At 46.2% G+C, this 25,962-nt stretch carries 19 protein-coding genes and 1 pseudogene; 14 read left to right on the forward strand and 6 right to left on the reverse strand.

All coding sequences use genetic code 11. The annotated features are described in order from the left end of the window. Together AEA42_RS08550 and AEA42_RS08555 are read left to right on the forward strand one after the other, a co-directional pair. Nucleotides 1-272 (forward strand): annotated as a pseudogene (locus AEA42_RS08550) (IS5/IS1182 family transposase); the annotation flags it as partial. Nucleotides 273-749: 477 nt separating this feature from the next. Next, nucleotides 750-2,474 (forward strand): potassium/proton antiporter, encoded by a 1,725-nt coding sequence (locus tag AEA42_RS08555; RefSeq protein WP_037421709.1) that lies wholly within the window; start codon nucleotides 750-752, stop codon nucleotides 2,472-2,474. Nucleotides 2,475-2,626: 152 nt separating this feature from the next. On the opposite strand, the gene AEA42_RS08560 is transcribed toward AEA42_RS08555, so the two are convergent. Continuing rightward, entirely contained in the window at nucleotides 2,627-3,553 is a 927-nt protein-coding gene (locus AEA42_RS08560; RefSeq protein ID WP_082389625.1) for an LpxL/LpxP family Kdo(2)-lipid IV(A) lauroyl/palmitoleoyl acyltransferase, read from the reverse strand. 102 nt (nucleotides 3,554-3,655) lie between these two features. On the opposite strand from AEA42_RS08560, the gene hldE reads away from it, so the two are divergent. The 3 genes from hldE to AEA42_RS08575 all read left to right on the forward strand — a co-directional run bounded on the left by hldE (nucleotide 3,656) and on the right by AEA42_RS08575 (nucleotide 6,543). Further along, nucleotides 3,656-5,086 (forward strand): bifunctional D-glycero-beta-D-manno-heptose-7-phosphate kinase/D-glycero-beta-D-manno-heptose 1-phosphate adenylyltransferase HldE, encoded by a 1,431-nt coding sequence (hldE, locus tag AEA42_RS08565; RefSeq protein ID WP_055647514.1) that lies wholly within the window; start codon nucleotides 3,656-3,658, stop codon nucleotides 5,084-5,086. Further along, nucleotides 5,083-5,910 carry a hypothetical protein gene (locus AEA42_RS08570; protein WP_055647515.1) on the forward strand — a complete coding sequence of 276 codons (828 nt, stop codon included), beginning with the start codon at nucleotides 5,083-5,085 and terminating at the stop codon, nucleotides 5,908-5,910. The genes hldE and AEA42_RS08570 overlap by 4 nt, the downstream gene beginning before the upstream one ends. 153 nt (nucleotides 5,911-6,063) lie before the next feature. Then, nucleotides 6,064-6,543 (forward strand): TetR family transcriptional regulator, encoded by a 480-nt coding sequence (locus tag AEA42_RS08575; protein ID WP_037421701.1) that lies wholly within the window; start codon nucleotides 6,064-6,066, stop codon nucleotides 6,541-6,543. Between the two features lie 60 nt (nucleotides 6,544-6,603). On the opposite strand, the gene AEA42_RS08580 is transcribed toward AEA42_RS08575, so the two are convergent. From AEA42_RS08580 to AEA42_RS08590, 3 genes are all read right to left on the reverse strand, one after another. Then, a complete protein-coding gene (locus AEA42_RS08580) occupies nucleotides 6,604-6,990 on the reverse strand; it encodes a hypothetical protein (RefSeq protein WP_047539585.1) in 387 nt (128 codons plus the stop codon). Between the two features lie 156 nt (nucleotides 6,991-7,146). After that, the gene (gene pntB / locus AEA42_RS08585) at nucleotides 7,147-8,631 is read right to left on the reverse strand and encodes a Re/Si-specific NAD(P)(+) transhydrogenase subunit beta (protein WP_037421695.1); all 1,485 of its coding nucleotides are present in this window, start codon (nucleotides 8,629-8,631) and stop codon (nucleotides 7,147-7,149) included. A gap of 11 nt (nucleotides 8,632-8,642) precedes the next feature. Next, entirely contained in the window at nucleotides 8,643-10,169 is a 1,527-nt protein-coding gene (locus AEA42_RS08590) for a Re/Si-specific NAD(P)(+) transhydrogenase subunit alpha (RefSeq protein ID WP_037426080.1), read from the reverse strand. A gap of 421 nt (nucleotides 10,170-10,590) precedes the next feature. Between AEA42_RS08590 and AEA42_RS08595 the strand changes: the two genes are divergently transcribed. The 6 genes from AEA42_RS08595 (at nucleotide 10,591) to AEA42_RS08620 (ending at nucleotide 19,229) form a co-directional block, all read left to right on the forward strand. Then, nucleotides 10,591-12,411 carry an assimilatory sulfite reductase (NADPH) flavoprotein subunit gene (locus AEA42_RS08595; protein ID WP_055647516.1) on the forward strand — a complete coding sequence of 607 codons (1,821 nt, stop codon included), beginning with the start codon at nucleotides 10,591-10,593 and terminating at the stop codon, nucleotides 12,409-12,411. Nucleotides 12,412-12,485: 74 nt separating this feature from the next. Next, nucleotides 12,486-14,183, forward strand: coding sequence for an assimilatory sulfite reductase (NADPH) hemoprotein subunit (cysI, locus tag AEA42_RS08600; RefSeq protein WP_055647517.1), 1,698 nt, complete (start codon nucleotides 12,486-12,488; stop codon nucleotides 14,181-14,183). Beyond that, nucleotides 14,176-14,973, forward strand: a complete 798-nt coding sequence (locus AEA42_RS08605; RefSeq protein WP_055647518.1) for a phosphoadenylyl-sulfate reductase — start codon at nucleotides 14,176-14,178, stop codon at nucleotides 14,971-14,973. The genes cysI and AEA42_RS08605 overlap by 8 nt, the downstream gene beginning before the upstream one ends. A gap of 675 nt (nucleotides 14,974-15,648) precedes the next feature. After that, nucleotides 15,649-16,425, forward strand: a complete 777-nt coding sequence (mtgA, locus tag AEA42_RS08610) for a monofunctional biosynthetic peptidoglycan transglycosylase (RefSeq protein ID WP_037426089.1) — start codon at nucleotides 15,649-15,651, stop codon at nucleotides 16,423-16,425. Nucleotides 16,426-16,518: 93 nt separating this feature from the next. Further along, nucleotides 16,519-17,235, forward strand: a complete 717-nt coding sequence (locus AEA42_RS08615) for a 2OG-Fe(II) oxygenase family protein (protein ID WP_055647519.1) — start codon at nucleotides 16,519-16,521, stop codon at nucleotides 17,233-17,235. A 257-nt stretch (nucleotides 17,236-17,492) separates the two neighbouring features. Beyond that, nucleotides 17,493-19,229, forward strand: coding sequence for a hypothetical protein (locus AEA42_RS08620; RefSeq protein ID WP_055647520.1), 1,737 nt, complete (start codon nucleotides 17,493-17,495; stop codon nucleotides 19,227-19,229). A gap of 311 nt (nucleotides 19,230-19,540) precedes the next feature. Here the strand turns inward: AEA42_RS08620 and AEA42_RS08625 are convergent, their stop codons facing one another. Both AEA42_RS08625 and AEA42_RS08630 read right to left on the reverse strand, forming a co-directional pair. Then, nucleotides 19,541-21,088, reverse strand: coding sequence for a S41 family peptidase (locus tag AEA42_RS08625; protein WP_047532775.1), 1,548 nt, complete (start codon nucleotides 21,086-21,088; stop codon nucleotides 19,541-19,543). 175 nt (nucleotides 21,089-21,263) lie between these two features. Then, nucleotides 21,264-22,148, reverse strand: a complete 885-nt coding sequence (locus AEA42_RS08630) for a phospholipase A (RefSeq protein ID WP_037421638.1) — start codon at nucleotides 22,146-22,148, stop codon at nucleotides 21,264-21,266. Nucleotides 22,149-22,570: 422 nt separating this feature from the next. On the opposite strand from AEA42_RS08630, the gene cobA reads away from it, so the two are divergent. The 3 genes from cobA (at nucleotide 22,571) to cysN (ending at nucleotide 25,959) form a co-directional block, all read left to right on the forward strand. After that, nucleotides 22,571-23,395, forward strand: a complete 825-nt coding sequence (gene cobA, locus AEA42_RS08635; RefSeq protein WP_055647521.1) for a uroporphyrinogen-III C-methyltransferase — start codon at nucleotides 22,571-22,573, stop codon at nucleotides 23,393-23,395. 81 nt (nucleotides 23,396-23,476) lie between these two features. Then, nucleotides 23,477-24,385 (forward strand): sulfate adenylyltransferase subunit CysD, encoded by a 909-nt coding sequence (cysD, locus tag AEA42_RS08640; RefSeq protein WP_011623816.1) that lies wholly within the window; start codon nucleotides 23,477-23,479, stop codon nucleotides 24,383-24,385. Nucleotides 24,386-24,516: 131 nt separating this feature from the next. Beyond that, on the forward strand, nucleotides 24,517-25,959 hold the full coding sequence (gene cysN, locus AEA42_RS08645) for a sulfate adenylyltransferase subunit CysN (RefSeq protein WP_037426105.1): 1,443 nt from the start codon (nucleotides 24,517-24,519) through the stop codon (nucleotides 25,957-25,959). Nucleotides 25,960-25,962: the final 3 nt, after the last annotated feature.

Below are 25,962 nucleotides of genomic sequence, written 5' to 3' on the forward strand. Positions count from 1 at the left end.
GGGAAGGTGCTGCACTCTGGGAACACGGACATCCGCGTAACTTAGCGGTCAGTTGGCAACAGCTTTATGGTTCAAATAAGCAGTGGAAAAAACGGTATGGTTATCATCGGCGGTCAATCTCAGAAACTGCCATGTACAGGGTAAAGCAATTACTTGGTGGTAGATTGAGCCTGCGAAATTATAACGGTCAGGTGGGAGAAACTTACGCGATGATAAAGGCTTTGAACAAGCTTACAGGGCTAGGCATGCCTGTAACTTACCGTGTAGTTTGATATTTAGACGATTATGAGGGGCTTTGTTCGCTGAATCGATTTAGGAAACAAAGCCAATGAACTATTCAATTTAATGTGCTCTTTCAAGGTATTGCGGCGATAAATATAGTTAGGTGTGTGTTTTTATCGATATGGTGTCTTTTTAGATGGTTACCGATATTTTTTTGATTAAAAATGGAAAGTTTGTGTCGGATTTATTTTTTAAAGAACTTGATAAATATAAGCTTTATTTTATTTATGCTTATGGTTTGATGTTCTGGTTGTATTTGTCTTTTTATGTGTTTTTATCTGAAAATTAGCCTAAAGTTACTGTTGATGATTATTTTAGTGTAGATGATTGAAATTTAATATTTAAAACTCCAATAATCTGCATTTTTTATGCTAGTATAGAAACACTGAAATTTTTAATTGAGTCATTTTTAATCTAGGTGTTTTTGCTATCGTTTAGCTGAGCCAGCAGCATTTAAGGAGGCATGTGTGGATGCAGATTCCATCAATAGTTTTTTTCTGATCGGTGCCTTACTTACTGCCGTGAGTGTTTTGCTTAGTCCCATGTCATCCCGTCTTGGGATTCCTATCTTATTAATTTTCCTCGCCGTAGGTATTCTTGCTGGTGAAGATGGTCCCGGCGGTATTCTCTTCGATGATTATTCAACCGCTTATCTTGTCAGTAACTTAGCCTTAGCCATTATTTTGCTCGATGGCGGTATGCGCACTCGGGTCGCGAGCTTCAGGGTCGCACTGTGGCCTGCGTTATCCTTGGCAACCTTTGGGGTGGCGATCACCACCAGTATCACAGGCATTATGGCTGCGTGGCTATTTGACTTACATTGGCTACAAGGTTTGCTTGTGGGAGCGATTGTCGGCTCTACCGATGCGGCGGCGGTATTCTCACTGTTAAAGGGACGCAGCCTTAATGAGCGGGTTGGAGCAACGCTGGAAATCGAATCGGGTAGTAACGACCCTATGGCGGTATTTTTAACTGTCACCTTGATTGCCATTCTCGGCAATGTCGATGCCGAGCTATCTGCAAGCTTTATGCTGATTAGCTTTATTAAACAATTTGGGCTGGGAATTTTATTAGGCTTGGGTGGTGGCTGGCTGCTATGGAAATTGGTGAACTTAAGTCAACTCGCTGAAGGTCTATATTCGATTCTCGTGCTCAGTGGCGGCCTTATTATTTACGCTGCATCGAACAAGCTAGGTGGCAGTGGCATTCTGTCGATTTACTTAGTTGGCCTATTCCTCGGTAATAAGCCAACTCGTGGACGTCATGCGATATTAAACGTATTGGATGGAATGACTTGGGTGAGTCAAATCGGCATGTTTCTCGTCTTGGGACTACTCCTAACCCCCTCGGATCTATTAGATATTTGGCTGCCGGGCTTAGCACTGGCCTTTGGGATGATCCTGTTTGCCAGACCTTTAGCGGTATGGCTCAGTTTGCTGCCCTTTAAGAGTTTTAGCAGCCGTGACCGCTGGTTTATCTCTTGGGTCGGGCTTCGTGGCGCCGTGCCGATTATTTTAGCGGTATTCCCAATGATGGCCGGGCTTCCTGGGGCACAATTGTATTTTAACTTGGCCTTTTTTGTGGTGTTAGTCTCTCTGCTAGTCCAAGGGGCGTCACTCACTACGGCTGCACGCTTAGCAAAGGTAGAATTGCCCCCAAAGCCTTTGCCCGTTTCGCGTTCGGGGGTTGAAATTTACCCGAGCAGCGAATGGGAAGTGTTTGTCTATCGTTTGAGTGAAAGTAAGTGGTGTATTGGTGAACCGCTAAAACGCTTAGCAATGCCCGATGGTACTCGCATTGCGGCAGTATTTCGCAATAACAGGTTATTGCATCCTTCGGGAAGTACGTGCTTAGAGGCGGGTGATATTCTGTGCGTACTCGGGCAGGAAAAGAGCCTTGAAGCATTGAGTAACCTCTTTAGCCAAGCCCCTGAAACCAAGGAGGTTCCACGTTTCTTTGGTGACTTCTTTATCGATACCGAGGTTAAATTGGCGGATCTTGCACCTATCTATGGCTTAACATTAGACGATGAAACTGGCGGCATGACTGTAGCTGATTTAGTTGCTTTAGAGCTAGGTGCGCATCCAGTACTTGGGGACCAGTTTCAATGGCAATCACTCCATTGGGTCGTTGCGGGACTCTATGAAGGCAAAGTCACCAATGTGGGTATTCGCTTACCGGCGGAGGCTTAATCTGGTTTAAGTGTTGTGCTTAACTACCATGTTTAAGCGCTTAGAGCTCTACAAGATGCCTTAGGCAGAAAGATATAAACAAAATGCCAAGCGATTGCTTGGCATTTTGTATTCTCTTTTAAGCGTTTATCTCGATATGATTAACCAAAAGCTTACTTATATAAGGACTTATCCGTTGGATCAGGGCGCGTCTTAAAGCGGCGATGGAGCCACATATATTGAGCACGATTTTTATCGATAATCTGTTCAATAATTTTGTTACCACGGATGGCATCGGCGACTTCGTCTTCACCTGGGAAATTATCTAATGGAGGCATGATTTCAATCCGGTAGCCTGTATCTCCTTCTGTGCGTTCAACAAAGAAGGGTAATACCTTGGCCTTACCTAACTTTGCCAGCGTGGTTGCGCCAGTAATAGTGGCGGCATCTGGCACGGCATAGAAGGGAATAAACACTGCACTAGAGCGGCCAAAGTCTTGGTCAGCGGTATACCAAATCACATCGGGGTTACGTAAACAACGCACCATCTGGCGTAGATCGCGTTTAGATACTAAGGCTTTGTTTGAGCGTAGGCGGCCTTTGACCTGCAGGTATTCCATCACGGGATTGTTATGTGGGCGGTACACCCCAACACCGGGTTGGAACTGACCAAAAATACGCGCGCCCATTTCCAGCGGTAGGCAATGTACTGCAAACAGGATGACGCCATGGCCAGCGTTCAAGGTGTCTTGAACGTACTCTTTGCCGGTTATCTGCATGTGCTGTTGGATTTTTTCATCAGACCACCACCAAGCATTAATGGTATCGAAAATCGCTTTGCCCGTTTCTTCAAAGTTACGGGTGAGGAGCGCTTCTCGCTCGGCCTCTGGCATATCCGGGAAGCAGAGGGTTAAATTTCGGCGCGCGGTATGGGTTCTACTGGCCGCAAGTGCCTTGACTAATCGGCCCATGCCTTTGCCTAATTTCATCTGCCATGATAGAGGCAACACTTGGGTAATCCGCATCACTAACACCCCAAACCACATGGGCCAGTGTTTCGGATGATATAAAGATGATGAAAACTCAGCTTTCTCGACCACAAAAATACTCACTACTTTTGAAAATTACTGCTTATTCTAACTCATCTTTTGCTGAAAATTAGGTACAATCACGGTTTAATTTCTGCAACTGATAAGAGCGCTATGAAGGTTTCTCTGCCAGCATTTGAAAAAGCCAAAGTGTTAGTCGTCGGCGATGTGATGTTAGATCGCTACTGGGTTGGGCCTACGGGACGTATTTCCCCCGAGGCGCCAGTGCCCGTGGTGAAAATTAACCAAGTCGAAGATAGACCGGGCGGCGCGGCAAACGTGGCGCTAAATATCGCGACCTTAGGTGGCCAAGTGCAATTGGCGGGCTTAGTGGGCGATGATGATACGGCTAAGGCGTTAACGCTTGGCGTACAAGCACTTGGGGTTGAACCACAATGGTTGAAAATTACCGACAAACCGACCATTACCAAGCTTAGGGTGTTATCGCGCAATCAACAGCTTATTCGCCTCGACTTTGAAGAGTCCTTCGATAAGCAGGATAGTGCGCGCTTACTTAAGCAGTCTGAAGCCTTACTCGATTCGGTCGATGTGGTAGTGCTATCGGATTATGCGAAGGGCGCTATCGATAAGCCGCAGGATTTTATCGCGCTGGCTCGTTCCAAAGGCGTAAAAGTACTAGTTGACCCTAAGGGTTCCGATTTTAGCCGTTATCATGGCGCCTCGCTCATCACACCGAATATGAGTGAATTTGAGGCCGTGGTTGGCGCGGTAACCTCTGAAGCAGATCTACTCGAAAAGGCTCGCGGATTACTGAACAAGTACCAGTTCGACGCTATCTTAGTCACTCGCTCTGAAAAAGGTATGACCTTAGTGACGGCCAATGCCCCTGAATTACACATCCCAACAGTCGCCCGTGAGGTGTATGACGTAACGGGTGCTGGCGATACTGTGATTTCAGCTTTAGCGACGTCTCTAGCCGCAGGTGCTGAGTTACCGCAGGCGTGCGCTATTGCCAATACCGCCGCAGGAGTTGTGGTGGGTAAACTGGGTACTTCTACGGTTTCTCGTATTGAGTTGATTGAGGCCCTAGCACTGCATCACGGTGAGTCTGGTTTTGGGGTGGTGAGTGAAGATCAACTTGCTTACGCCCTAGAGCAAGCCAAATTACGTGGTGAACGAGTGGTGATGACCAACGGTTGCTTCGATATTTTGCACGCGGGACACGTCAGTTACCTCAAGCAAGCCAAAGCCTTAGGCGACAGATTGATCGTGGCCGTGAATGACGATGCCTCAGTCAAACGCTTAAAAGGCGAAGGTCGCCCAGTTAATCAAGTGGATAGACGTATGGCGGTGTTGGCAGGATTAGCCGCCGTCGATTGGGTGGTGCCTTTTAGTGAAGATACACCACAACGGATCATCGCCAGATTACTACCGGATCTTTTAGTGAAAGGTGGTGATTATAAGGTTGAAGATATTGCGGGTGGCGCCGAGGTCATTGCTGCGGGCGGCCAAGTGCAAGTGTTGGGATTTGAAGACGGCATCTCTACTACGGCGATTATCCAAAATATCATGGCAAAACAGTGAGTTTAATTGCACTGACTCTGATATCAAGCTTAACTTGGGTGCCTATTGCCGATAAGCAGGCGTTACTTTGTCCTTTAGCGCAATTGAGTCTGTGTCTGGCAACATTTCCACCTCAGGTTCGTGAACAGCTCCCCCACAGCGAGGCTCAGTTTAAAACAGAGCTTGGGCTTCGCAGTGCCATGGTATTACCTGTTGAAGATAGTCATTTCTCCGGCCTAATACTCGTCAATGAGCAAGAAACACCAGAGATCCAACTGGCCAATATTGATGGTATTACCTACCAATTAGATCTAAAAGAACAAGCACAATTAACCCTTTGGCATGAACTAGGCCACCTTGAAAACTTGGCGTTGCAGGGGAGTTTATTACCTAAGGAATTAACACCTTATCAGCATGAATGGTTAGCGGATCTCTATCTCATCTGGTGTATTGCCAATGCTAAAGGCAATTTTGATTTAGCTTGGCAGCAGTATCATCGGCGCAACCTAGCGGCGCTTACAAGTTCGCAATATATGTCACACTGGACGACACCAATGATGATACAGGTGTTAAATAAATATCAGGTCACTCAAGTCGTTCAATATACTCACTATCGTGATTTTGTAGCCGATTTTTATCCTCAAATGGTACAAATTGAACCGCAGGTTTTGCGCGAATATTCGAGTTTAATACAACGAACTTTTAGTGATACCGTGCTACAACCCCTGCCAGAATACCTGTTTTGGCGTAAATCCGATCTTGGACGTTATTTAACGCCTACCCTAACATTGTTAATGGGGGAGCAAAAAGCACACGACTGGTTAGTACAAAATTCAATGTTATAAATATGTAAACAAAAGCGATGAAATCCTTCGTTTAAAACTGAACCCTAGCTGAACAAAAGTGAAATACACTTGTTTCACGTTTTTAAACAGCAGTAATCCCTGAAAGGCTTTGGTAAGCTCTATCCCACAAAAAGAACAGTGGGAGACTTTATTATGGCTAAGCGCTCGCGAGTACAGACTGAGCAGACCATCAATCAGATTATGGATGAAGCGTTAAGACAAATTTTGACTATTGGCTTTGAGACAATGTCTTATACCACGTTATCTGAAGCAACGGGGATTAGCCGCACAGGTATTAGTCACCACTTTCCGCGGAAGAACGACTTTTTAATTCGCTTAGACAGCCGTATTGGCAATCTTTTTGTTGCTGCGCTCGACTTCTCTAGCCAAGAAGCGCTAGAAACCTCTTGGATGCAAGCGATGCAAGAAGAGCATTACCGCGCAGTGTTAAGATTATTCTTCAGCCTCTGCGGCGGCACCAATAATGAAATCACTCTGTTTAGAGCGGTAAGCACTGCACGTCAGCAAGCCATTGCAGAATTAGGATTAGTGGGCGATCGTACCATCAATCATTTACTCGGCCGTACAGCTGTGATGTTGTTATCTAATTTTGATATTGCTAAAGCGGCATAATCAAAAATGAATTGCTATCAAAAGGAGCCTTGTGGCTCCTTTTGGTTTTTAGGGGCTAAATTAGTTCGCGATGGGGGAAGTGATATTTGCCTGCTTTAGCTTTTGCTGGCTAAGGTAAACGCCAATCGCCATAAAGGTAAGGGCGGCTGCAATGAGTGCGCAGAGTGCATGATGGAATACTAAATGACTGATTAAAAAGGCCGGAATATCCTCTAGGCTATCGATCAGGAAGAGTTTTACGATAAGGCCGAGATACAGCAGCAGATGCAATATCGCCCCACTGATAAAAAGCCGTCTAAATTTTTTGACCAGTAGGTCTGCAAGATTAATGTGGTAAAAACGGCAAAAAAGATAACCCCCAACGCCGATACCAATTGATATCCAACCCAGTCCTAATAACGACGTTTTGATTAATATTGCCGACAGCATAAATAATCCAAGCAGCATGATATTTCCTTTTACCTGAAGCGATAAACTGCGCAGAGACTAGCTGAGTAGGCTTAAAAGTATGTGAAGCCTAGCGCAATAAAACCCTCTAAAAAAGCAAAGGGAGCCAATGGCTCCCGTTGAGTTTTGTATCGAGTGATTCAGTGCTTAAACGGATTACAGCGCTTTTAAAATCGCTTCAACACTGGCCTTAGCATCGCCGAACAACATTTGGGTATTGTCTTTGAAGAACAGAGGGTTTTGTACACCCGCATAACCCGTGTTCATTGAGCGTTTAAAGCCAATCACGTTTTGCGCTTTCCACACTTCGAGCACTGGCATGCCCGCAATTGGGCTGCCCGGGTCTTCCATCGCCGCAGGGTTGACTGTGTCGTTCGCGCCAATCACCAGCACTACGTCTGTATCGCTAAAGTCTTCGTTGATTTCGTCCATTTCAAGCACGATATCGTACGGAACTTTGGCTTCGGCCAAGAGTACGTTCATATGGCCAGGTAAACGACCCGCTACCGGATGAATACCAAAGCGTACTTTTACGCCGCGGTCACGCAGTTTTTGGGTGATTTCAGCCACTGGATATTGCGCCTGTGCCACTGCCATACCATAGCCAGGGGTGATGATAACGGAAGAGGCATTTTTCAGCATATCCGCCACATCTTCGGCGTTGGTTTCGCGGTATTCGCCCATTTCTTCATCACCAGAGGAGGCTACACCATCGGTACCAAATCCACCTGCGATAACCGAAATAAACGAGCGGTTCATCGCCTTACACATGATGTAAGACAGAATCGCACCCGATGAACCCACGAGCGCACCTGTTACTATCAGCAGATCGTTTGACAGCATAAAGCCCGCCGCCGCTGCCGCCCAACCTGAGTAGGAGTTCAGCATTGAGACCACAACCGGCATATCTGCACCACCGATAGAAGCCACTAAGTGCCAGCCAAAGGCGAAGGCGATAAGTGTCATCAACAGTAGAGCTGGCATAGTGCCACCGGTTTGCACGAAGTACACTAACAGGCCAAGTGATACCAATACCGCAGCGAGGTTTAGCTTATGGCGATGTGGCAACATCAACGGTTTAGATGAAATTAATCCGCGTAATTTACCAAATGCGACGATAGAACCGGTAAAGGTTACCGCGCCGATAAAGATCCCGAGGAAGACTTCCACTAAGTGAATGTTGAGCATAGCGCCAGTCATATGCGCGTTTTCAGCCGCTTTTGCCGCTTCGCTCAGCGCATTCTGCACGGCTGCGAGAGTGGAATTCATATCCCCGCCCACGGCCACAACCACTTGTGATACTTGTTCTGGATGTAAGTCGATAAAGCTGTTAAAGCCCACTAACACTGCGGCCATACCCACAAAACTGTGGAGCACCGCGACGAGCTCAGGCATTTCCGTCATTTCGACTTTAAGTGCTAAACGCACGCCGATGGCACCACCAATCACCATGGCGACAATAATCCACGCGACACCGCTGGTGTCTGGATTAAAAATGGTCGCCAGTAGGGCGATAGCCATACCTGTGATACCAAATAAATTGCCGTGTTTGGCCGTTTCTTGTTTCGACAATCCAGCGAGACTGAAGATAAAGAGCACGGCGGCAATGATGTAAGCTGCTGTTACCAGTCCTTGAGACACGTTATACCCCCTTAATCCTTACGGAACATCTTCAGCATGCGCTGAGTGACGGTAAAACCGCCGAAGATGTTAATACTGGCGATCAGCACGGCGATAAACGCCAACACAGTGACCAAGGTTGAGCCTTGACCAATTTGCAGCAAAGCACCGACCACGATAATGCCTGAAATCGCGTTAGTCACTGACATCAAAGGCGTATGCAGTGAGTGGGACACGTTCCACACCACGTAATAGCCCACCACGCAGGACAGAATAAATACCGTAAAGTGGGATAAAAACTCGGCTGGCGCGACGGAGGCCACTGCGGCAAACCCCGCAGCACCCAAGGCGGCGAGAATATACTTGAGTTTTGAAGGCGCTTTGGTTTGGGCAGATTTCACTTCCACCTTAGCGGTAGGTTTCGCAGGGGCAGCTGACACCGAAATAGGTGGTGGCGGGAAGGTGACTTCGCCTTCTTTCACGACTGTCATGTTGCGCATGACCACATCATCGAAGCTGATGCTGGCAATACCGTTTTTCTCTTTACACATTAACTTCATCAGGTTGACTAAGTTAGTGCCGTAAAGCTGAGACGATTGTGCAGGCAAGCGGCCGGGAAGATCGGTAAAGCCGATGACTTTGACGCCATTCTCAGTGACAAAGAGTTCGCCAGGCTGGGTGTATTCACAGTTACCGCCCGCTTGTGCTGCCATATCGACAATCACAGAGCCGCTCTTCATGCTGTCGACCATGGCTTTGGTGATGAGCTTAGGTGCAGGACGGCCTGGGATCAGCGCAGTGGTAATGATGATATCGACTTCTTTGGCTTGCTCGGCAAATAGCGCCATTTCGGCAGCGATAAACTCGTCCGACATGGTTTTAGCGTAACCGTCCGATGAGCTGCCATCTTCATTGGTGAAGTCCAGCTTTAGGAACTGGCCACCCATGGATTCGATTTGTTCGGCCACTTCTAAACGCGTGTCGAAGGCGCGAACGATAGCCCCTAAAGAACCTGCGGTACCAATGGCTGCAAGGCCTGCCACACCGGCACCAATCACCAGCACTTTGGCCGGAGGGACTTTACCTGCGGCGGTAATTTGTCCGGTAAAGAAACGGCCAAAGTGGTGCGCGGCTTCAACAACGGCGCGATAACCGCCGATATTTGCCATAGAAGAGAGAGCATCGAGGGATTGGGCACGGGAAATACGTGGCACCATGTCCATCGCCATCACATTGATGTTGCGTTTAGACAGTTTCTCGACCAACTCAGCATTTTGAGCGGGCCAGATGAAGCTGATTAAGGTCGCGCCTTCTTTAATTTGCGCAATTTCAGCATCGGTCGGTGCATTGACTTTAAAAATCAGATCCGCTTGCCAAACCTCTGTCGTGATCTTCGCGCCAGCTGCTTCAAAGGCGGCATCGTCAAAGCTAGACAGTAAGCCAGCATTGGCCTCAACAACAACTTCAAAGCCGAGCTTTTTAAGCTGTTCGACGGTGGCTGGAGTCGCGGCGACCCGAGTTTCACCGACGAGACTCTCTCTCGGTATTCCAATCTGCATGATTACTCCCTGATGGTTTATATAATCGTTCCGCCTGAGTGCTTCCCTTGAGCTAAACCTAGGTAGGGCTAGGCCGCGATAAGAATGAACTCGTCTATTCAGTTGTGGCAGTTAGTTAGCGCATTCAAACTTGGTATAAAATTTGTTTTTTAAAACAAACTTCTTAGCGAGCAACAAAAGGTCACTGTACTGCAGGCTCGTACCATTGTGGCAATACTTTGGTTTGACACAAGCGCATATTGCTCAAGCTAGTCGATTCTGCACTGGTCGTATCAAAAAGTTTTAACCAGTGCACACTTTTGTAGCTTAATTTTTGCACTTTGTATATTCCAAAATGGAATTAAAAATCAAATTTTATTCTTTTTTGCTTTTCCAAATCCACGTTAATCTGCTGGGTATTACACTGTCATAGGGCCGTCTCATGTTGTTAAAAGAACTTTCATCACTGGCTTCACCCCTGTCGCAACCGCAGGTCGACAAGCTGAAACAACTCACCGCGGAATTAAATGCCGTGCAACTTGCTTGGGTGAGTGGTTATTTAGCCGCAACGGCCAATGCGGGAGGGAATCAAGCCCAGCTAGTGCCAGTGTCTGATACACAGGCAGCGCAGACTGTAACTATTCTCTATGGCAGCCAAACCGGCAATGGTCGTGGCATTGCCAAAGCCTTGGCCGAAAAGGCTAAAGCACAGGGCTATAGCGTGAATTTAGCCTCCATGGGTGAATACAATGTGCGCCAGCTCAAGCAAGAAACTTTGTTATTGCTGGTGGTCAGTACCCATGGTGAAGGTGAAGCGCCGGATGATGCGATTGAATTACATAAGTTTTTAGCATCAAAACGCGCACCTCAATTAAACAACTTACATTACTCAGTGTTGGCTTTGGGTGATTCGAGCTATGAGTTCTTCTGCCAAACCGGTAAAGACTTTGATGCGCGGCTTTCGGCATTAGGCGCTAAAGCCTTATTGCCGTTGGTTGAGTGTGATGTGGACTATGATGCTGCGGCCGGACAGTGGCACGCCGATGTGCTTACTGCGGTTAAGCCACTCATTCAAACCACGGCTAATGTGGTGGCACTGAATGAAATTAATTCAACTTCGGCGCAAGTTGCCAGCGAGAGCGAATTTACTAAGCAAAACCCTTACAGTGCCGAAGTGTTGGTGAGCCAAAAGATCACCGGACGCGGTTCAGACAGAGATGTGCGCTACGTTGAAATTGATTTAGGTGAATCAGGCTTACGCTATGAAGTCGGTGATGCCCTTGGGGTGTGGTTTAGCAATAGCGAAACTTTAGTCGATGAGATTTTGGCGGGCTTAGGGTTAGCGGCCGATGCCAAGGTGACTGTCGCTAATGAGTCAATCAGCCTCAAGCAAGCCTTGATCGAGAAGAAAGAACTGACGCAGTTGTATCCTGGTTTAGTCAAAACTTGGGCCGAGTTGTCCGCAAGTCCTGAGCTACTTGCTATTAGCGAAGATAAAGAGCAGGTTCGTCAGTTTATCTTACATCATCAGTTTGCAGACTTAGTGGCTAATTACAAGCTCAAGCCTGACGCTAATCTCGATGCAAACAAGTTAGTGGAATTATTACGCCCATTAACGCCAAGACTTTACTCCATCGCCTCGAGTCAGAGTGAGGTTGATACGGAAGTGCATTTAACCGTGGCATTGGTGGAAGATGAACATCAAGGGCAAACGCGTTTTGGCGGTGCTTCTCACTTCTTAGCCTCGGCGCAGGAAGGCGCCGAAGTAAAAGTGTATGTTGAACCGAATAAGCATTTCCGTTTACCTGAAGATCCACAAACGCCGGTCATCATGATTGGTCCTGGCACCGGGGTTGCGCCGTTTCGCGCCTTTATGCAGGAGCGCGTGGCACAAGGCGCTGAGGGCGATAACTGGTTATTCTTCGGCAACCCGCATTTTGAGCAGGACTTCCTGTATCAAACTGAGTGGCAACAGTATCTGAAAAACGGCGATTTAACCCGTATCGATGTGGCATTTTCACGGGATCAAGCCCATAAGATTTACGTGCAGCACCGCATTAAAGAGCAGGGGCAAGCCCTGTGGCAATGGCTGCAAAACGGCGCGCATCTTTATATTTGTGGTGATGCCGAGCGTATGGCTAAAGACGTACACCAAGCCTTACTTGGGGTTGCGGTGGAGTTTGGCGGACTGTCGAGCGAGGCGGCGGAAGAATATTTCGAGACCCTGCGCAGTCATAAACGTTACCAAAAAGACGTGTACTAATTAATCGAGCCCAAAGATAGAGAGCAGTATCCACTGAGATACTGCCGCCGACCGAATTTTAAGAGGCAGTTGCCATGAGTGAGCAAAAGTTAGCATTAAACGAATACCTAAAGACCGACAGTGATTATCTGCGTGGCACCATTAAAGAGGGGTTAGATTCCTCGGTGACGGGCAGTTTTAGCGACGGCGATCAGCAATTGATCAAATTCCACGGCTTCTATCAGCAGGATGACCGTGATTTGCGTAACGAGCGTAAAGAGCAAAAACTCGAACCTTTATATAGCTTTATGTTACGTGCCCGTGTGCCTGGAGGTGTGTGTACGCCTAAGCAATGGTTAGGCGTAGATGAAATTGCCTCGACGCTCACCAGCTCTAACAGCATTCGTTTAACGACGCGTCAGACGTTCCAATACCACGGCATTCCAAAGCGTAACCTGAAGACCATTATCCAAGGCTTGGATCGTGAAGCATTGGATTCTATCGCCGCCTGTGGTGACGTTAACCGTAACGTGATGTGTAACCCCAATCCGGTGGAATCTAAGCTGCATGCGCAGGCCTATGAAGTGGCGAAAAAGCTGTCTGATCACCTGCTGCCGCACACTCGTGCTTACGCCGAGATTTGGTTAGACGAAGAGAAATTACTGACTACAGAAGACGAAACCGTAGAACCTGTATATGGCAAAACCTACTTACCACGTAAGTTTAAAATGGCCGTGGCCGTACCGCCTGATAACGATGTTGACGTCTACACCAACGACTTAGGCTTTATTGCCGTGGCTGAAAATGGCGAATTAGTCGGTTTTAACCTGACCGCAGGTGGCGGCATGGGCTCGACCCACGGAGAGGTAGAAACCTTCCCACGCTTAGCCGATGACTTTGGTTTTATTAAAACCGAAGATGTGATGAAGTTTGCCGAAGCTGTGATGACAGTGCAGCGTGACTGGGGTAATCGTACCAACCGTAAGCGTTCACGCCTGAAATACACGATCGTCGACCATGGCTATGAAAAGTTTAAGGCCGAAGTGGAAGCCCGTGCCGGCGTTAAGTTTGAACCCAAGCGCGATGTGGTGATTGGCGATCGCGGCGATCGTTACGGCTGGGTAGAAGGTGTCGATGGTAAGTGGCATTTAACCCTGTTTATCGAAAGCGGCCGTATCAAAGACTTGCCGGGTAAGAGCTTACAAACTGGTATGCGTGAAATCGCTAAGATCCACAAGGGTGATTTCCGTATGACCTCAAACCAGAATATGATTATCGCGGGTGTGGCGCCCGAGGATAAAGCGACTATCGAAGGGCTTGCCCGTAAACACGGTCTACTCGGCCAAGTGTTGACACAAACCCGTGGTCATTCGATTGCCTGTGTGGCCTTGCCAACTTGTCCATTGGCAATGGCGGAAGCTGAGCGTTATTTCCCTGAATTTATTGACCATATTGATGCGCTCCAAGCAAAGAATGGCATTAGCGATCAAGCAATCGTGGTGCGTATGACAGGCTGTCCAAACGGTTGTGCCCGCCCATTTGCCGCCGAAATCGGTCTTGTGGGTAAGGCGCCGGGGCGCTATAACCTGTATCTCGGGGCGAACTTCGAAGGCACTCGCCTGAATAAGATGTACAGAGAGAATATCCAAGAGGCTGAGATCCTTGCTGAATTGGATGCATTATTTGCCCGCTACGCGATTGAGCGAAATGCAGGCGAAACCTTTGGTAACTTCACCGTCCGCACGGGCGTAGTGAAGGCGGTTATCGATGCCGCTAAGGATTTCCATGGCTGATCTTGATTCTGGGGCAACGGGTTCCGGCTTGCCGAACGCGTTGCAGAGCGTGGTAAGTAGTAGCGAACTTAAAGCGCTGCTGGCGGCGCCTAAGGATGTGCAGCGAGCGGAACTGGAACGCATTAATCGCTTCTTAGCTGGCTTGACGGCTCAAGAGCGAGTGCTCTGGGGCTTAGCCTATTTGCCGGGTAATCACGCGCTGTCATCCAGTTTTGGGATCCAGGCGGCGGTGATGCTGCATATGGTGAGTCAGGTGCAATCGGATATTCCGGTGATTTTAACGGATACTGGATACCTCTTTCCTGAGACATATCAGTTTATTGACCAGCTTACCGAGCGTTTATCCTTAAACCTTAAGGTCTACCAAGCGTCGATGACGGCGGCATGGCAGGAGGCGCGCTTTGGCCAATTGTGGGAGCAGGGCTTAGAGGGTCTTGAACGTTATAATCGCCTCAATAAAGTGGAGCCGATGCAACGTGCCTTGGCGGAACTTGAAGTCGGTACTTGGTTTGCGGGACTTCGCCGCAGCCAGTCGAGCACTCGCGAAGAGTTACCGATATTGGCTATCCACGGGACTCGCTTTAAGCTGCTGCCGATTATCGAGTGGTCGAACAAAGATGTGCATCTGTATCTGACGCAATTTGACTTGCCTTACCATCCTCTATGGGATCAAGGTTATGTTTCTGTTGGGGATACTCATTCGAGTAAACCCTTAGAATTAGGGATGACTGAAGAAGAAACCCGCTTTAATGGCTTAAAACGCGAATGCGGTTTGCATTACGAAATATAACCATCTATTTGATTAAATAGAAAAATGCCACAGTATTCCCTGTGGCATTTTTTATTTTATGCCGCCAAAAGAATGTTTTGCTTAATTTTGCAGCGCTTTTGCCGTTAAAGTGTTTTGAGTGTCATTCTGGCGTCATTAAAGTCAGATAAAGTTTGTTTTCATAGAGTTAGATTAGGCTTTTTCACCGAGAATAAAATTTTTGTACATTTTTACTCACAGAGTTATGCACATTAGAATGTTCTGAGCTATATTACAAAGTTCCCGTAGATGGTTTTGAGGGAGTTTACTGCGCAGATATACCTTAGTCGGTATTTTGCCAAGTTAAGTTGTTGAATATCGTTATTTATGGGCTTAGTTTGCTGTGTAACGATATAACGAGACGGAAAACAGTAGCACTTCCAAAGGACCTTGCTCGCCGCTGCGAGTATCCAGCAGTTTGATTGACTTGCTAGCGCTTGTTAATCAGTCATTTTCACCTCGGTCAGCTGTGGTCAAAGCTGCCGAGGTTGAGCCAAATTTGTGGCATCATTAATTTATCTTCCTTATTCAATTCAGCTCGGTTTTTTGTAGTTTATGACTTACTATCATCGGCTTACACTTTGCTATTCTACTGTAAGCAAAAAATCTCTTAGACTAATAGTTAGTTTGGATGGCGTGATTGATGAGGATAATTAAATGACCGCCCCTTTGTATGCCATGCGCGATCATGTCAATCGTCCCCAAGTTAATCATCCAAACCCTAAGCCTAAGATGCGCGGTGTTAAGCGTGTATTTATTTGGTTAGCCAAATTGGTTTTGGGTTTATTTTTCGCCTCTATTTTAAGTGTGGTACTACTCCGTTTTATCGATCCTCCGATGTGGAGTTGGCGAATAGAGCGGGCGTTGTTTCCGCCCGCACCGATTAGTGAGGTTAGGCATCAATGGCGCTCGCTTGAGCAAATCTCCCCTGAACTGCAATTAGCCGTGATTGCCGCAGAAGATCAAAAGTTTGCTGGCCACAGTGGTTTTGATTTAGACGCGATTAGTTCGGCCATCGAATACAATCAAAAAGGTAAAAAGGTTCGTGGGGCCAGTACCTTAAGCCAGCAAGCGGCAAAAAACCTGTTTATGTGGTCGAGCCGTAGTTTTATCCGTAAGGGCATAGAGGCGTGGTTTACCCTGTTAATGGAACTGTTTTGGGATAAGGCGCGTATCCTTGAGGTATACCTGAATATTGTTGAATTTGGTCCGGGAATTTATGGTGCCGAAGCGGCAGCAAAGCATTATTTTGGCAAGAGTGCAGCTAAATTAACTCGTTATGAGGCGTCATTATTGGCTGCAGTTTTACCAAACCCTTGGCGTTATAAAGTCTCCCCCCCTTCTTCCTATGTTGAACAACGTTCCGCTTGGATCCGCAAGCAAATGCGTCAGTTAGGTGAGGTGACACTCAAAAAAGTCGGTGAGGCACAATAAATTTGCGATTGTGATTTTGTTATTAAATTGTAATTATGCATCTCTGATGAGTAGGATGAGTGTTAGACGTTCGAATGATCCAAGGAATAAACGATGTTTGAGTTTAATTTTGAGCGAGATATGGCTTCACTGCGTGAAGAATATGCTAGAGATGCAAAAATCAATATTCAACACGTCTGGCAGAATGAAACCGCAGCTGTCATTGCTAACACACTTGCTAGTGAAGTGAGTTTTGATAATGCAATGTTTGTCGACAATAAGCCAATGAGAGTGTCGGATCAACAAATACGCCAATTACCGATTGAAGCTCAAAAAGATTTACAGCAAAAAATATTACACAATGCTGCAAATGGGATTGGTTTTTTATATGGAAGTCATCTCGTAGGAGGCTTAGATGGAAAGCCTTCACCTGAATTACTTACATCGCTACATCGTTTTATTAACAGCCCTGACATGTTTAAATTTATTCAAACGATTACGGGTATTGAAGGTATTTGTTATGCCTCACTGCAGGCGAGTCGTTATATTCAGGGGAATTTCTTAACAAGACATAATGATGTTGTGGAAAGTGAGGGCCGTAAAGTTGCTTTTGTTTTTGGCTTTACTCCAGAATGGCATCCTGATTGGGGAGGGCTGCTGCAGTTTTATACTCCTAAAGGTGTGCTGACTGATACCTGGGTGCCAACCTTTAATAATTTGGCATTATTCGATGTCCACCATCCTCACTCTGTTTCATTTGTCGCGCCGTTTGCAAAGCGCCCACGCTTTTCTGTAACAGGATGGTTTCGAACGATTGCGCCCAGTAAATAGGAAGCTTCTGACACATGCCGCGATTAGCGTCAAAGACGTTTTAATGGTAGATTATCGCGGATTTTTGCATATTAATGAGTTCTTATTTGCTATTCGTTATTTCTTAGCTTATCCGTTCTCAAGATTAGTTATAATAAGCTTTTGATTTTGCAATGTTGATGTAATAAGGAATGACAATAGGTCAGTATTTAAATGCCGAAGGTCAGTGCTTTCGGTATTATTTTTGTCACTTTGACGGTAATTAAATGGAGTTTTAGATGAAAAAGATTGTTATTGCTGCGGCAATTATTGCAGCGGGGGCGGGTGCTTATTGGTACACTCAACACGGAAGTAGCTCGAGTGCTTCAGCCAATCCTTTGCTAGATTATATTCCAGCCGATACCCCTGTGTTTACTGGCCAGTTAAAGCCGTTTCCACTGAAAAACTACCTGCAATCGATTTCTAGCAATTACCAGCAATATTCAACTGATTCCTTAGCTCAGTTAGGCGATTTGGATAGCCCAATGGCTAAGTTTTTTGTGAGTATTTACAAGCAATATATGGATGGAATGAAAGATCCTACCGCATTGCTTAAGACTTTCGGTTTACCGAATGAGATCAAGCCTTATTTTTATACCTTAGGTGTAGTGCCTGTTCTTAAAACAGATATTAATCAAATTGATGCATTCTGGGCTGTACTGGATAAAGCCGAACAAGAAAGTGGTTATACCCACGAAAAGCGTACTTTAGCAGGGATTGACTACCGTGCTTATTCGTTTGCCGAAGAAGGTTCAACTGATAAAGCTGACCTATTATTTGCCCATAAAGATGGCATTTTAACGGTCACATTCTCGGCTTCCTCTATCGAGCCTGAAGTATTGGAAATGGCTTTAGGATTGAAGAAACCCGCCCAATCTTTAGCCGCATCTGGCATGTTGCAAGAGATCATTAAAACCCATGGTTTTATGGACGATAGCATCAGCTTTATCAACCATGTTGAGATTGTTAAAGCGATAACCTCTCAAGATGGCAATATGTTAGCTAAACAGCTCACCAAGTTCTTAGCAGAAGAAAGCCAAGGTGAAGATCCGTTAGCGCAAATCCGTACACCAGAATGTCGCACTGAGTTAACCGCGATTGCGGCTAACTGGCCGCGCACAGTGGGAGGTTTAACCGCATTCACGTCGACTGAAAAAGAAAGCCATATGGCGGCTTCTTTTGTGATTGAAAGCAAAAACCAAGCAATTTTAACGGCATTACAAAAAATGCGCGGCTTTATTCCTGCCCATTTAGCGGATATTAACAGCACTATTTTCTCGATGGGCCTTGGGATTGATGTTAATGAAGTAGCGCCTTCGCTCACCGCGATTTGGGATGATCTACAAAAGCCACAGTTGACCTGCGCGCCTCTGGCCGAGCTACAGGCTGAATTAAGCCAGCAAAGCCCTGCGATGTTGGGTATGTTTACCGGCATGGCTAATGGTGTTAAAGGCCTGAGTGTGTCATTACTCGACTATAAGATGAGTTCACAGGATCAAGAGCCTAAACTCGAAAGTTTAGATGCCTTAATCAGTTTAACCGCTGATAATCCTTCAATGTTATTCAACATGGTTAAGCCTTTTGCCCCTATGTTGGCTGAACTGCAAGTCGCGGATAATGGTGAACCCACTGATTTATCTCCACTATTAATGTTGCCGCCAGAACTTAATATCAAACCGATGTTGGCGATTAAGGGACAACACTTAGTGGTTTACTCTGGGGATAAAGGTTTAGCGTTAGCCAATAAACTGGCGAGCGAAAAACCATCAGCCAATGGCCTTTACAGCATGTCAGCCGACTACGGTAAGATGTTTACCCCAGTGCTGACGCTGTTAGAAATGACCGGTGAACCAGTGCCTGAAGAGCTGCAAGCATTGAAAGACTATAATATGCGCGTGCAAATGAGCTTTGATGTGAATAAACAAGGTCTGGTTTTTGGCTCTGTGATGAACTCAAAGGCAAGCGATAAGAAATAAACTTATCACTCCACCGCATTTTAAAGCCAGCAAATTGCTGGCTTTTTACTAGGGCGTGTTGACGTTTCGAGATTAGATTTTGTTCGTTCTGGTAAGCACGAGCTCGCGAAACGAGGAATGATGTGTAGTTTACTCAAATGACGAGCGGCTCTTATGACAGAAAGTAAGAGCAAGGGCTTGCCAGACGAACCCTTCGGGCAGCATTTGGCTGGCTTTCGTCCGTTTATGTAGAATAACTACACTGCACGGACTTTGCCTTGAATAAAAGCCAGCCTAATTGCTGCAAAATAACCCTGAAACGTCAACACGCCCTAATGAGATTGGGCTAATTTGGTTTGTCGACCGTTAGTTGGATCTACGGCTTTGGGTTTGGCTGATTTAACTAAACTCACGAGTCCTTGCCATTCAATATCATTGTTTTGTGGTAACCAAATATCGGGCTCAGTGCCTTTTCCCGACAGCAACTCGCCTTTAGCATCATAGGTGAGAGAGCTACTAAATCGAATCTCTAAGTCACTATTTGGCAAGGTAAATTGATATTGTCTGGCAAAATCTCCAGAGGTTTTTTCGCCGATTAAATTCACTCTCGACCATGCTTTAGTCCGGTAGGCGATCCACTCGCATTCTTGTTTACACAAGGGACTGACAAGCAGTGCAAGACGATTATTGCCTTCGGTGAGGACTTCAGGTTTGGTGCGAACAAACCAAGGACTAAATCGGCTTTTATCGATAGTTGGTAGCCGCCGTGTCAACACGTTAAGTCGCGCAGGGCTGAGTTCAAGTTCATCAAGCGGTTTAAAATTCAACGGTTTTAAATAATCGTTTCTAAGCTCTGGCGAGCGTCGATAATGGGCAAACCCCATGATTTTTTCGACCGCTGAATGAGGTGGTATGTCCATGGCGGGCATATCCTGATAACGCGAGAGCATGGTTAGTAACTTAGGACTAAATCCCTTCGCTTGCCTGAGATCGACAATCAGTAATGGTTGCTCCATACCTTTACGTAATTCTTCTTGTTGTATTTTATCGAGTTCAAAAGCATAGAGGTCATCTATTTTGAGTCGAGCCGTGGTTGGATTTATCTGTTCTAGTGAATAGTCAGGTTTTGAGACCGTAGTCGGCCCTAAGTCATCAAGTTGAGTGAGTAGGCGTTCAAAGCTTATCTCTGTGTCGTCTTCAATCGGTTTAACTATCGTTTTAGAAGGGGGAGGCAGGGCAATAGTGACCTGCGTTGTCTGCAAATCATCATTTATCAAACTAATAATCACATAAGGTTTGATGCTTAAGCCTAAGTCTTCCCGCAGTAGGTTGAGTCGTTTAAGCCAAATCAGCTGCATTTCTTGGCTATTTTTTGCAGGCTCTGACAGATAGGCTTGGCTGGCAGAAATCCACTTACTTAAGGGGATGCCATCAATATGGGTGATAAAAGGATACTCGGCACTAATAGGATTATTTTTATGGTCTAAGGCAAGCCATTGTTCGTTGACGGGTCTCAGTGTTAAGGGTAAGTCGGCGCTACTATTGTCAACCTTCGCAACTTGAGCACCAGGATCTTTTAAGGCGTTAAGCAGTTTTGTAAGCTCCGCTGCGAACCGTTCTGTAGGAACAAGATCTTGGTATTGCTCAGTCATCAGTCCAGCAAGTCGTTCGAGTTGGTTGTCATTATGTTGTGGATCCAACGCATAAAATGCGGAGTGTTGTTCAATTTGATTGAGCAGAATATAGAGATCTTGGCGAATATCTTTTGTCGTTAACGTGGGTTGTTCTTTTTCAGGAATAGCAAAAAACGCGAGCCTGATAAGGCTCGCGCAAATAATCATGCTCAGCAAAGTTATTACCGTTCGATAGCTAAAACTCATATTCCTCCATGATGACCCTTACTGCTAAAAAGGTGTGCGACTATCGATGTAAATGCCGCTGTTGGCAATACAAATCATCATTAAGCTCCCTTAGGTTGCTCGCACTTGAGCAATTTAGCAGCAGTTTGTTTGTGTCAGCATAGAATTATGGCTGTTTTTTGTGCTGTGTCACGTCCTAGAGAATATCGTTGAGTGATACACCGATCCCAATACGTTGATTATGATGGTTATAGTCGATCAGGCTTTCACCGTAGCCATTAAAGTATTGAGTATAAAGGCGTAAGTTACCTATGATGGGATAGCTCCAAGTGATCTCTGCTGAACCTCGGTCAATATCTTTAAAGTTAGTTTTAACGGTGAGAGTGAATCTATGCTCATCAATCCCATACACGCCAACAAATTCAGCATTGCCAATATACTCATCAATATTGGGATTATCATCGCCACGGGCTTGGTGGATATCTGTTTTTTCATCCTCAGGAATGCGCCACCACACCTTAGTTGAAAACGCCAGTGGGCCAGCATCAAAGATCATCGTGCCATAGATGCGGTTCCAACTACGGGATAATAAACCTGCTTTACCATTAGATTGGTGGACAGCGCCCAATCCCCAAAACGAGTTTGTCACACCGCCAATTTTCCAATCATTATTGAATAGCATAAAGATTTCGGGTTCGTGGTTTGTTTCACGAAAGGGTGAAGATATTTCCTTATTGTATACCTGCCAATAGGATTGATTGGTATAGGCAAAAAATAGATGACCATTATCACCAAAGACATTGTACCAAATTGGAAACTTAAAGCTTATCTGAAACTTAGCTTCCATCTCATCGAGTTCATAGTTTGTTCCGGCGGCCTCCCCTGCATAGGGTTTCATATTCGGATCGGGATTATAGGTCGCGGGTAAAATGTAATTGACTTTATGCGGCGTTATTACAAATGGACGCTCTGAAGTCGCCAGTTCATCCTTAACGCGATCTTTGATTAAAGATTCCTCTGCCTGTAACCCTGTACAAGTTAGCAGTCCGATTAATGCGATACCTTGATAAAATGGGGACATCGACTCTCCTTGATGTGTCTGTTTGCTTTATCTTTATTTACCGAGCTTAACATTAGTCTGTGGATCTTTTGTGAGAAATACTGTCACTTGTACTACTTAACTTGAGTGAAACTGCATCTCTTCTTATGCGTTAACGCGCTGACTGAGTAGATTTTTTAGCAATAACATAGTGCTGTTATGTGAGGTGATGCAAGTTTAGGTTGCATTCATATTCACCCTGCTATCATGTTTTATTTAGTTATTTCAAATAATTAACTTATTTTAGTCAGTATGGTGCTTTTGCCGACCTCGTTTATAGTTAACTGGCTTAATTCAAATTTGGTTGTTATTTCTTTTTGATATAACAATTAATGATTTTATATTTATTCTGGAATATAACTGGCGCTATATTGCTACACATTGATCTCATATCGGGGAATGTGATGGAAATTTTATCTTTACCAGGCCAAAGCACTAAGGGCAAAGTCTGGCTGGTTGGCGCGGGCCCCGGCGATGTGGAGTTATTAACCCTTAAAGCGTGGCGCATTATAAAGTCTGCCGATGCGGTGTTATACGATGCGCTCGTCAGCCAAGATATCCTCGATTTGATTCCTAAAGATGCTGAAAAAATTGCCGTCGGTAAGCGTGCAGGCAAGCATAGCGCGGCGCAAGATGAAATTAATCAGTTACTGGTGACGAAAGCCTATACCCGTAAAAACGTGGTACGCCTCAAGGGCGGCGATCCCTTTATTTTTGGTCGCGGTGGTGAAGAGTTACAAACCTTAGTCGAAGCGGGCGTCGAATTTGAAGTGGTTCCCGGGATTACCGCCGCCAGCGGCACTTCGGCATATGCGGGCATTCCATTAACCCATAGGGATTACGCCCAAGGGGTAACGTTCATCACTGGTCATTGTCAGCTCGAAAGCCGTCCGATGGATTGGCAGGGTTATGCTAATCCCAACAATACCTTAGTTGTATATATGGGGATTTTAAACGCGGGCATTATCCGTCAAGGGTTAATCAACGCAGGTCGTAGCCCAGAGACACCTGTGGCCATCGTCTCGAAGGCGACCACTCAGTCGCAGCAACGTTTTATTGGTCAATTAGATTCACTCGAACAACTTGCTGCTGATCCGCAGTTGCAAATGCCCGCATTGATGATTATTGGCGAAGTGGTGGGGTTGTCCGAAACCTTAAATTGGTTTCAGCCTAAGGGCGAGTCCGCACCCGATACTGCAGATGCCGCCAAGTTTGTGGCAAAAATTTAGTTAAATCAGAACATTTTTTAGAAATAGTTAAGTTAAATCCAGCTGCCTGTCGCAGCCCATTTTAGGTAAACGGAGAAGAGTATGGCCGGGCGTGAATTAAGCCACTTACAACAACTGGAAGCCGAAAGCATTCAGATCATTCGGGAAGTCGCAGCCGAATTCGATAACCCAGTCATGTTGTATTCCATCGGAAAAGATTCTTCGGTGATGTTACACCTTGCGCGTAAAGCTTTTTATCCCGGCAAGATCCCATTCCCCTTGCTGCATGTGGATACGGGCTGGAAATTCAAAGAGATGATCGCCTTTCGTGATGCGCAGGCGAAAAAATTTGGCTTTGAATTATTAACTCATACTAACCCAGAGGGCGTTGCCCAAGGGATTAACCCCTTCGACCATGGCAGTGCAAAACACACTGACATCATGAAAACCCAAGGCTTAAAACAAGCATTAAACCAATATGGTTTTGATGCCGCTTTTGGTGGTGCGCGCCGCGATGAGGAAAAATCCCGCGCGAAAGAGCGGGTGTATTCGTTCCGCGATCGCCACCATCGATGGGATCCTAAGAATCAGCGCCCCGAACTGTGGCGCACCTATAACGGCGCTGTGAACAAGGGCGAAAGTATTCGTGTATTCCCGTTATCTAACTGGACCGAACTCGATATTTGGCAATATATCTACCAAGAAAACATTGAGTTAGTGCCACTGTATTTTGCCGCCGAGCGCCCTGTGGTTGAGCGTGGTGGTCAGTTAATTATGGCCGACGATGAGCGTATGAAGCTTGAAGAAGGCGAAACCATCAAGCATGAGGTGGTGCGTTTTAGAACCTTAGGTTGTTATCCATTGACGGCGGCGATGCATTCGCAGGCGGATAATCTCGAAAAAATCATCGAAGAAATGCTGCTAACTCGCTCGAGCGAACGCCAAGGGCGGTTGATTGACTCGGACCAGAGTGCATCGATGGAGCAGAAAAAACGCCAAGGTTATTTCTAAACTAAGGCATTTCGAGCGAAGGTTCAGAGACAGATTAAACCTATTTCGTGAATGTCCCGATGAAGGCTTTTAGATCAACCAAGTACCAGCAGACTTCACGAACAGTTGAGCAAGATAAGAGTGAGATAAAGATGGATAAAGCGGTCAATAAAACTAATCGTATGGCGGCAGAAATCAGCCAGCATGGGGTAAAAGAATATCTAGCCCAGCAGCAACATAAAGGTTTGTTGCGCTTTTTAACCTGCGGCAGCGTAGACGATGGCAAGAGCACCTTGATTGGCCGTTTATTGCATGACAGCGCGCAGATCTATGAAGATCAATTAGCTAGCTTAAAAAATGATAGCGCTAAGATGGGGACAACGGGCGAAGCAATCGACTTAGCTTTGCTGGTGGATGGTCTGCAAGCTGAGCGTGAGCAGGGCATCACTATCGATGTGGCTTATCGTTATTTTTCAAGTGATAAGCGTAAGTTCATTATCGCCGACACCCCAGGTCATGAGCAGTACACCCGTAATATGGCGACTGGCGCCTCAACCTGTGACTTAGCGGTGATCTTAGTGGATGCGCGTTACGGCGTGCAGACCCAAACCAAGCGTCATGCCTTTATTGCCTCTTTGCTGGGTATTCGCCACTTTGTGGTCGCGGTCAATAAGATGGATTTACTCGGGTTTGATGAGCAAGTGTTCAATCGTATCCGTAATGATTTCAGTGAGTTCGTTAAAGGCTTTGGTGAGTTAGATATCCACTTTGTGCCCTTATCCGCACTCAATGGCGACAACGTGGTCGAGCCAAGTTTACATACCCCTTGGTATCAGGGCGGTACATTACTGGAATTGTTAGAAACCATTGATACCCAACGTGAACTGAGTGCCTTACCCGTGCGCTTCCCGGTGCAATATGTGTCGCGTCCAAATCTGGATTTTCGTGGTTTTGCCGGTACTTTAGCCTCTGGTGTCATCAAGGTGGGTGATGAAGTGGTAGCGCTGCCTTCGGGTAAACGCAGCAAGGTTGAGCGTATCGTGACCTTCGATGGTGATTTGGCCGAGGCAACGGCGGGGCAAGCCGTCACTCTCACCTTAGAAGATGAAATCGATATTTCCCGTGGTGATTTACTGGCTCTGCCAGAAAGTGCGCCACAGGTTGCCAACCAAATCGTGGCTGACCTCGTGTGGATGGATGAAAAACCACTACAACTCGGCCAGTTATATGACATCAAGGTTGCGGGTAAAAAGACTCAAGCCTCAGTCTCGACCATAGAATATGTGGTTGATGTGAACACACTTGCGCGCAGCAGCGCCGACACACTAGGGCTCAATGCTATCGCTCGCGTGACCTTAGAGCTGACAGAAGATATCGTTTTCGATGCCTATTCTCTGGTACGTGATACTGGCGGCATGATCCTGATTGACCGTTTATCCAATGCAACAGTTGCAGCGGTAATGGTGGTGTCAGGCCAACATGTAAGCAAGCAAGTGTCTTCACAATTTAGTGCCTTTGAAATTGAGTTTAATGCGCTAGTACGTAAACACTTCCCGCACTGGCAAGCGATTGATATTTCAAAGCTTGGAGCCTAATTT

The organism is Shewanella sp. Sh95 (assembly GCF_001308045.1).
GTDB lineage: Bacteria > Pseudomonadota > Gammaproteobacteria > Enterobacterales > Shewanellaceae > Shewanella > Shewanella xiamenensis.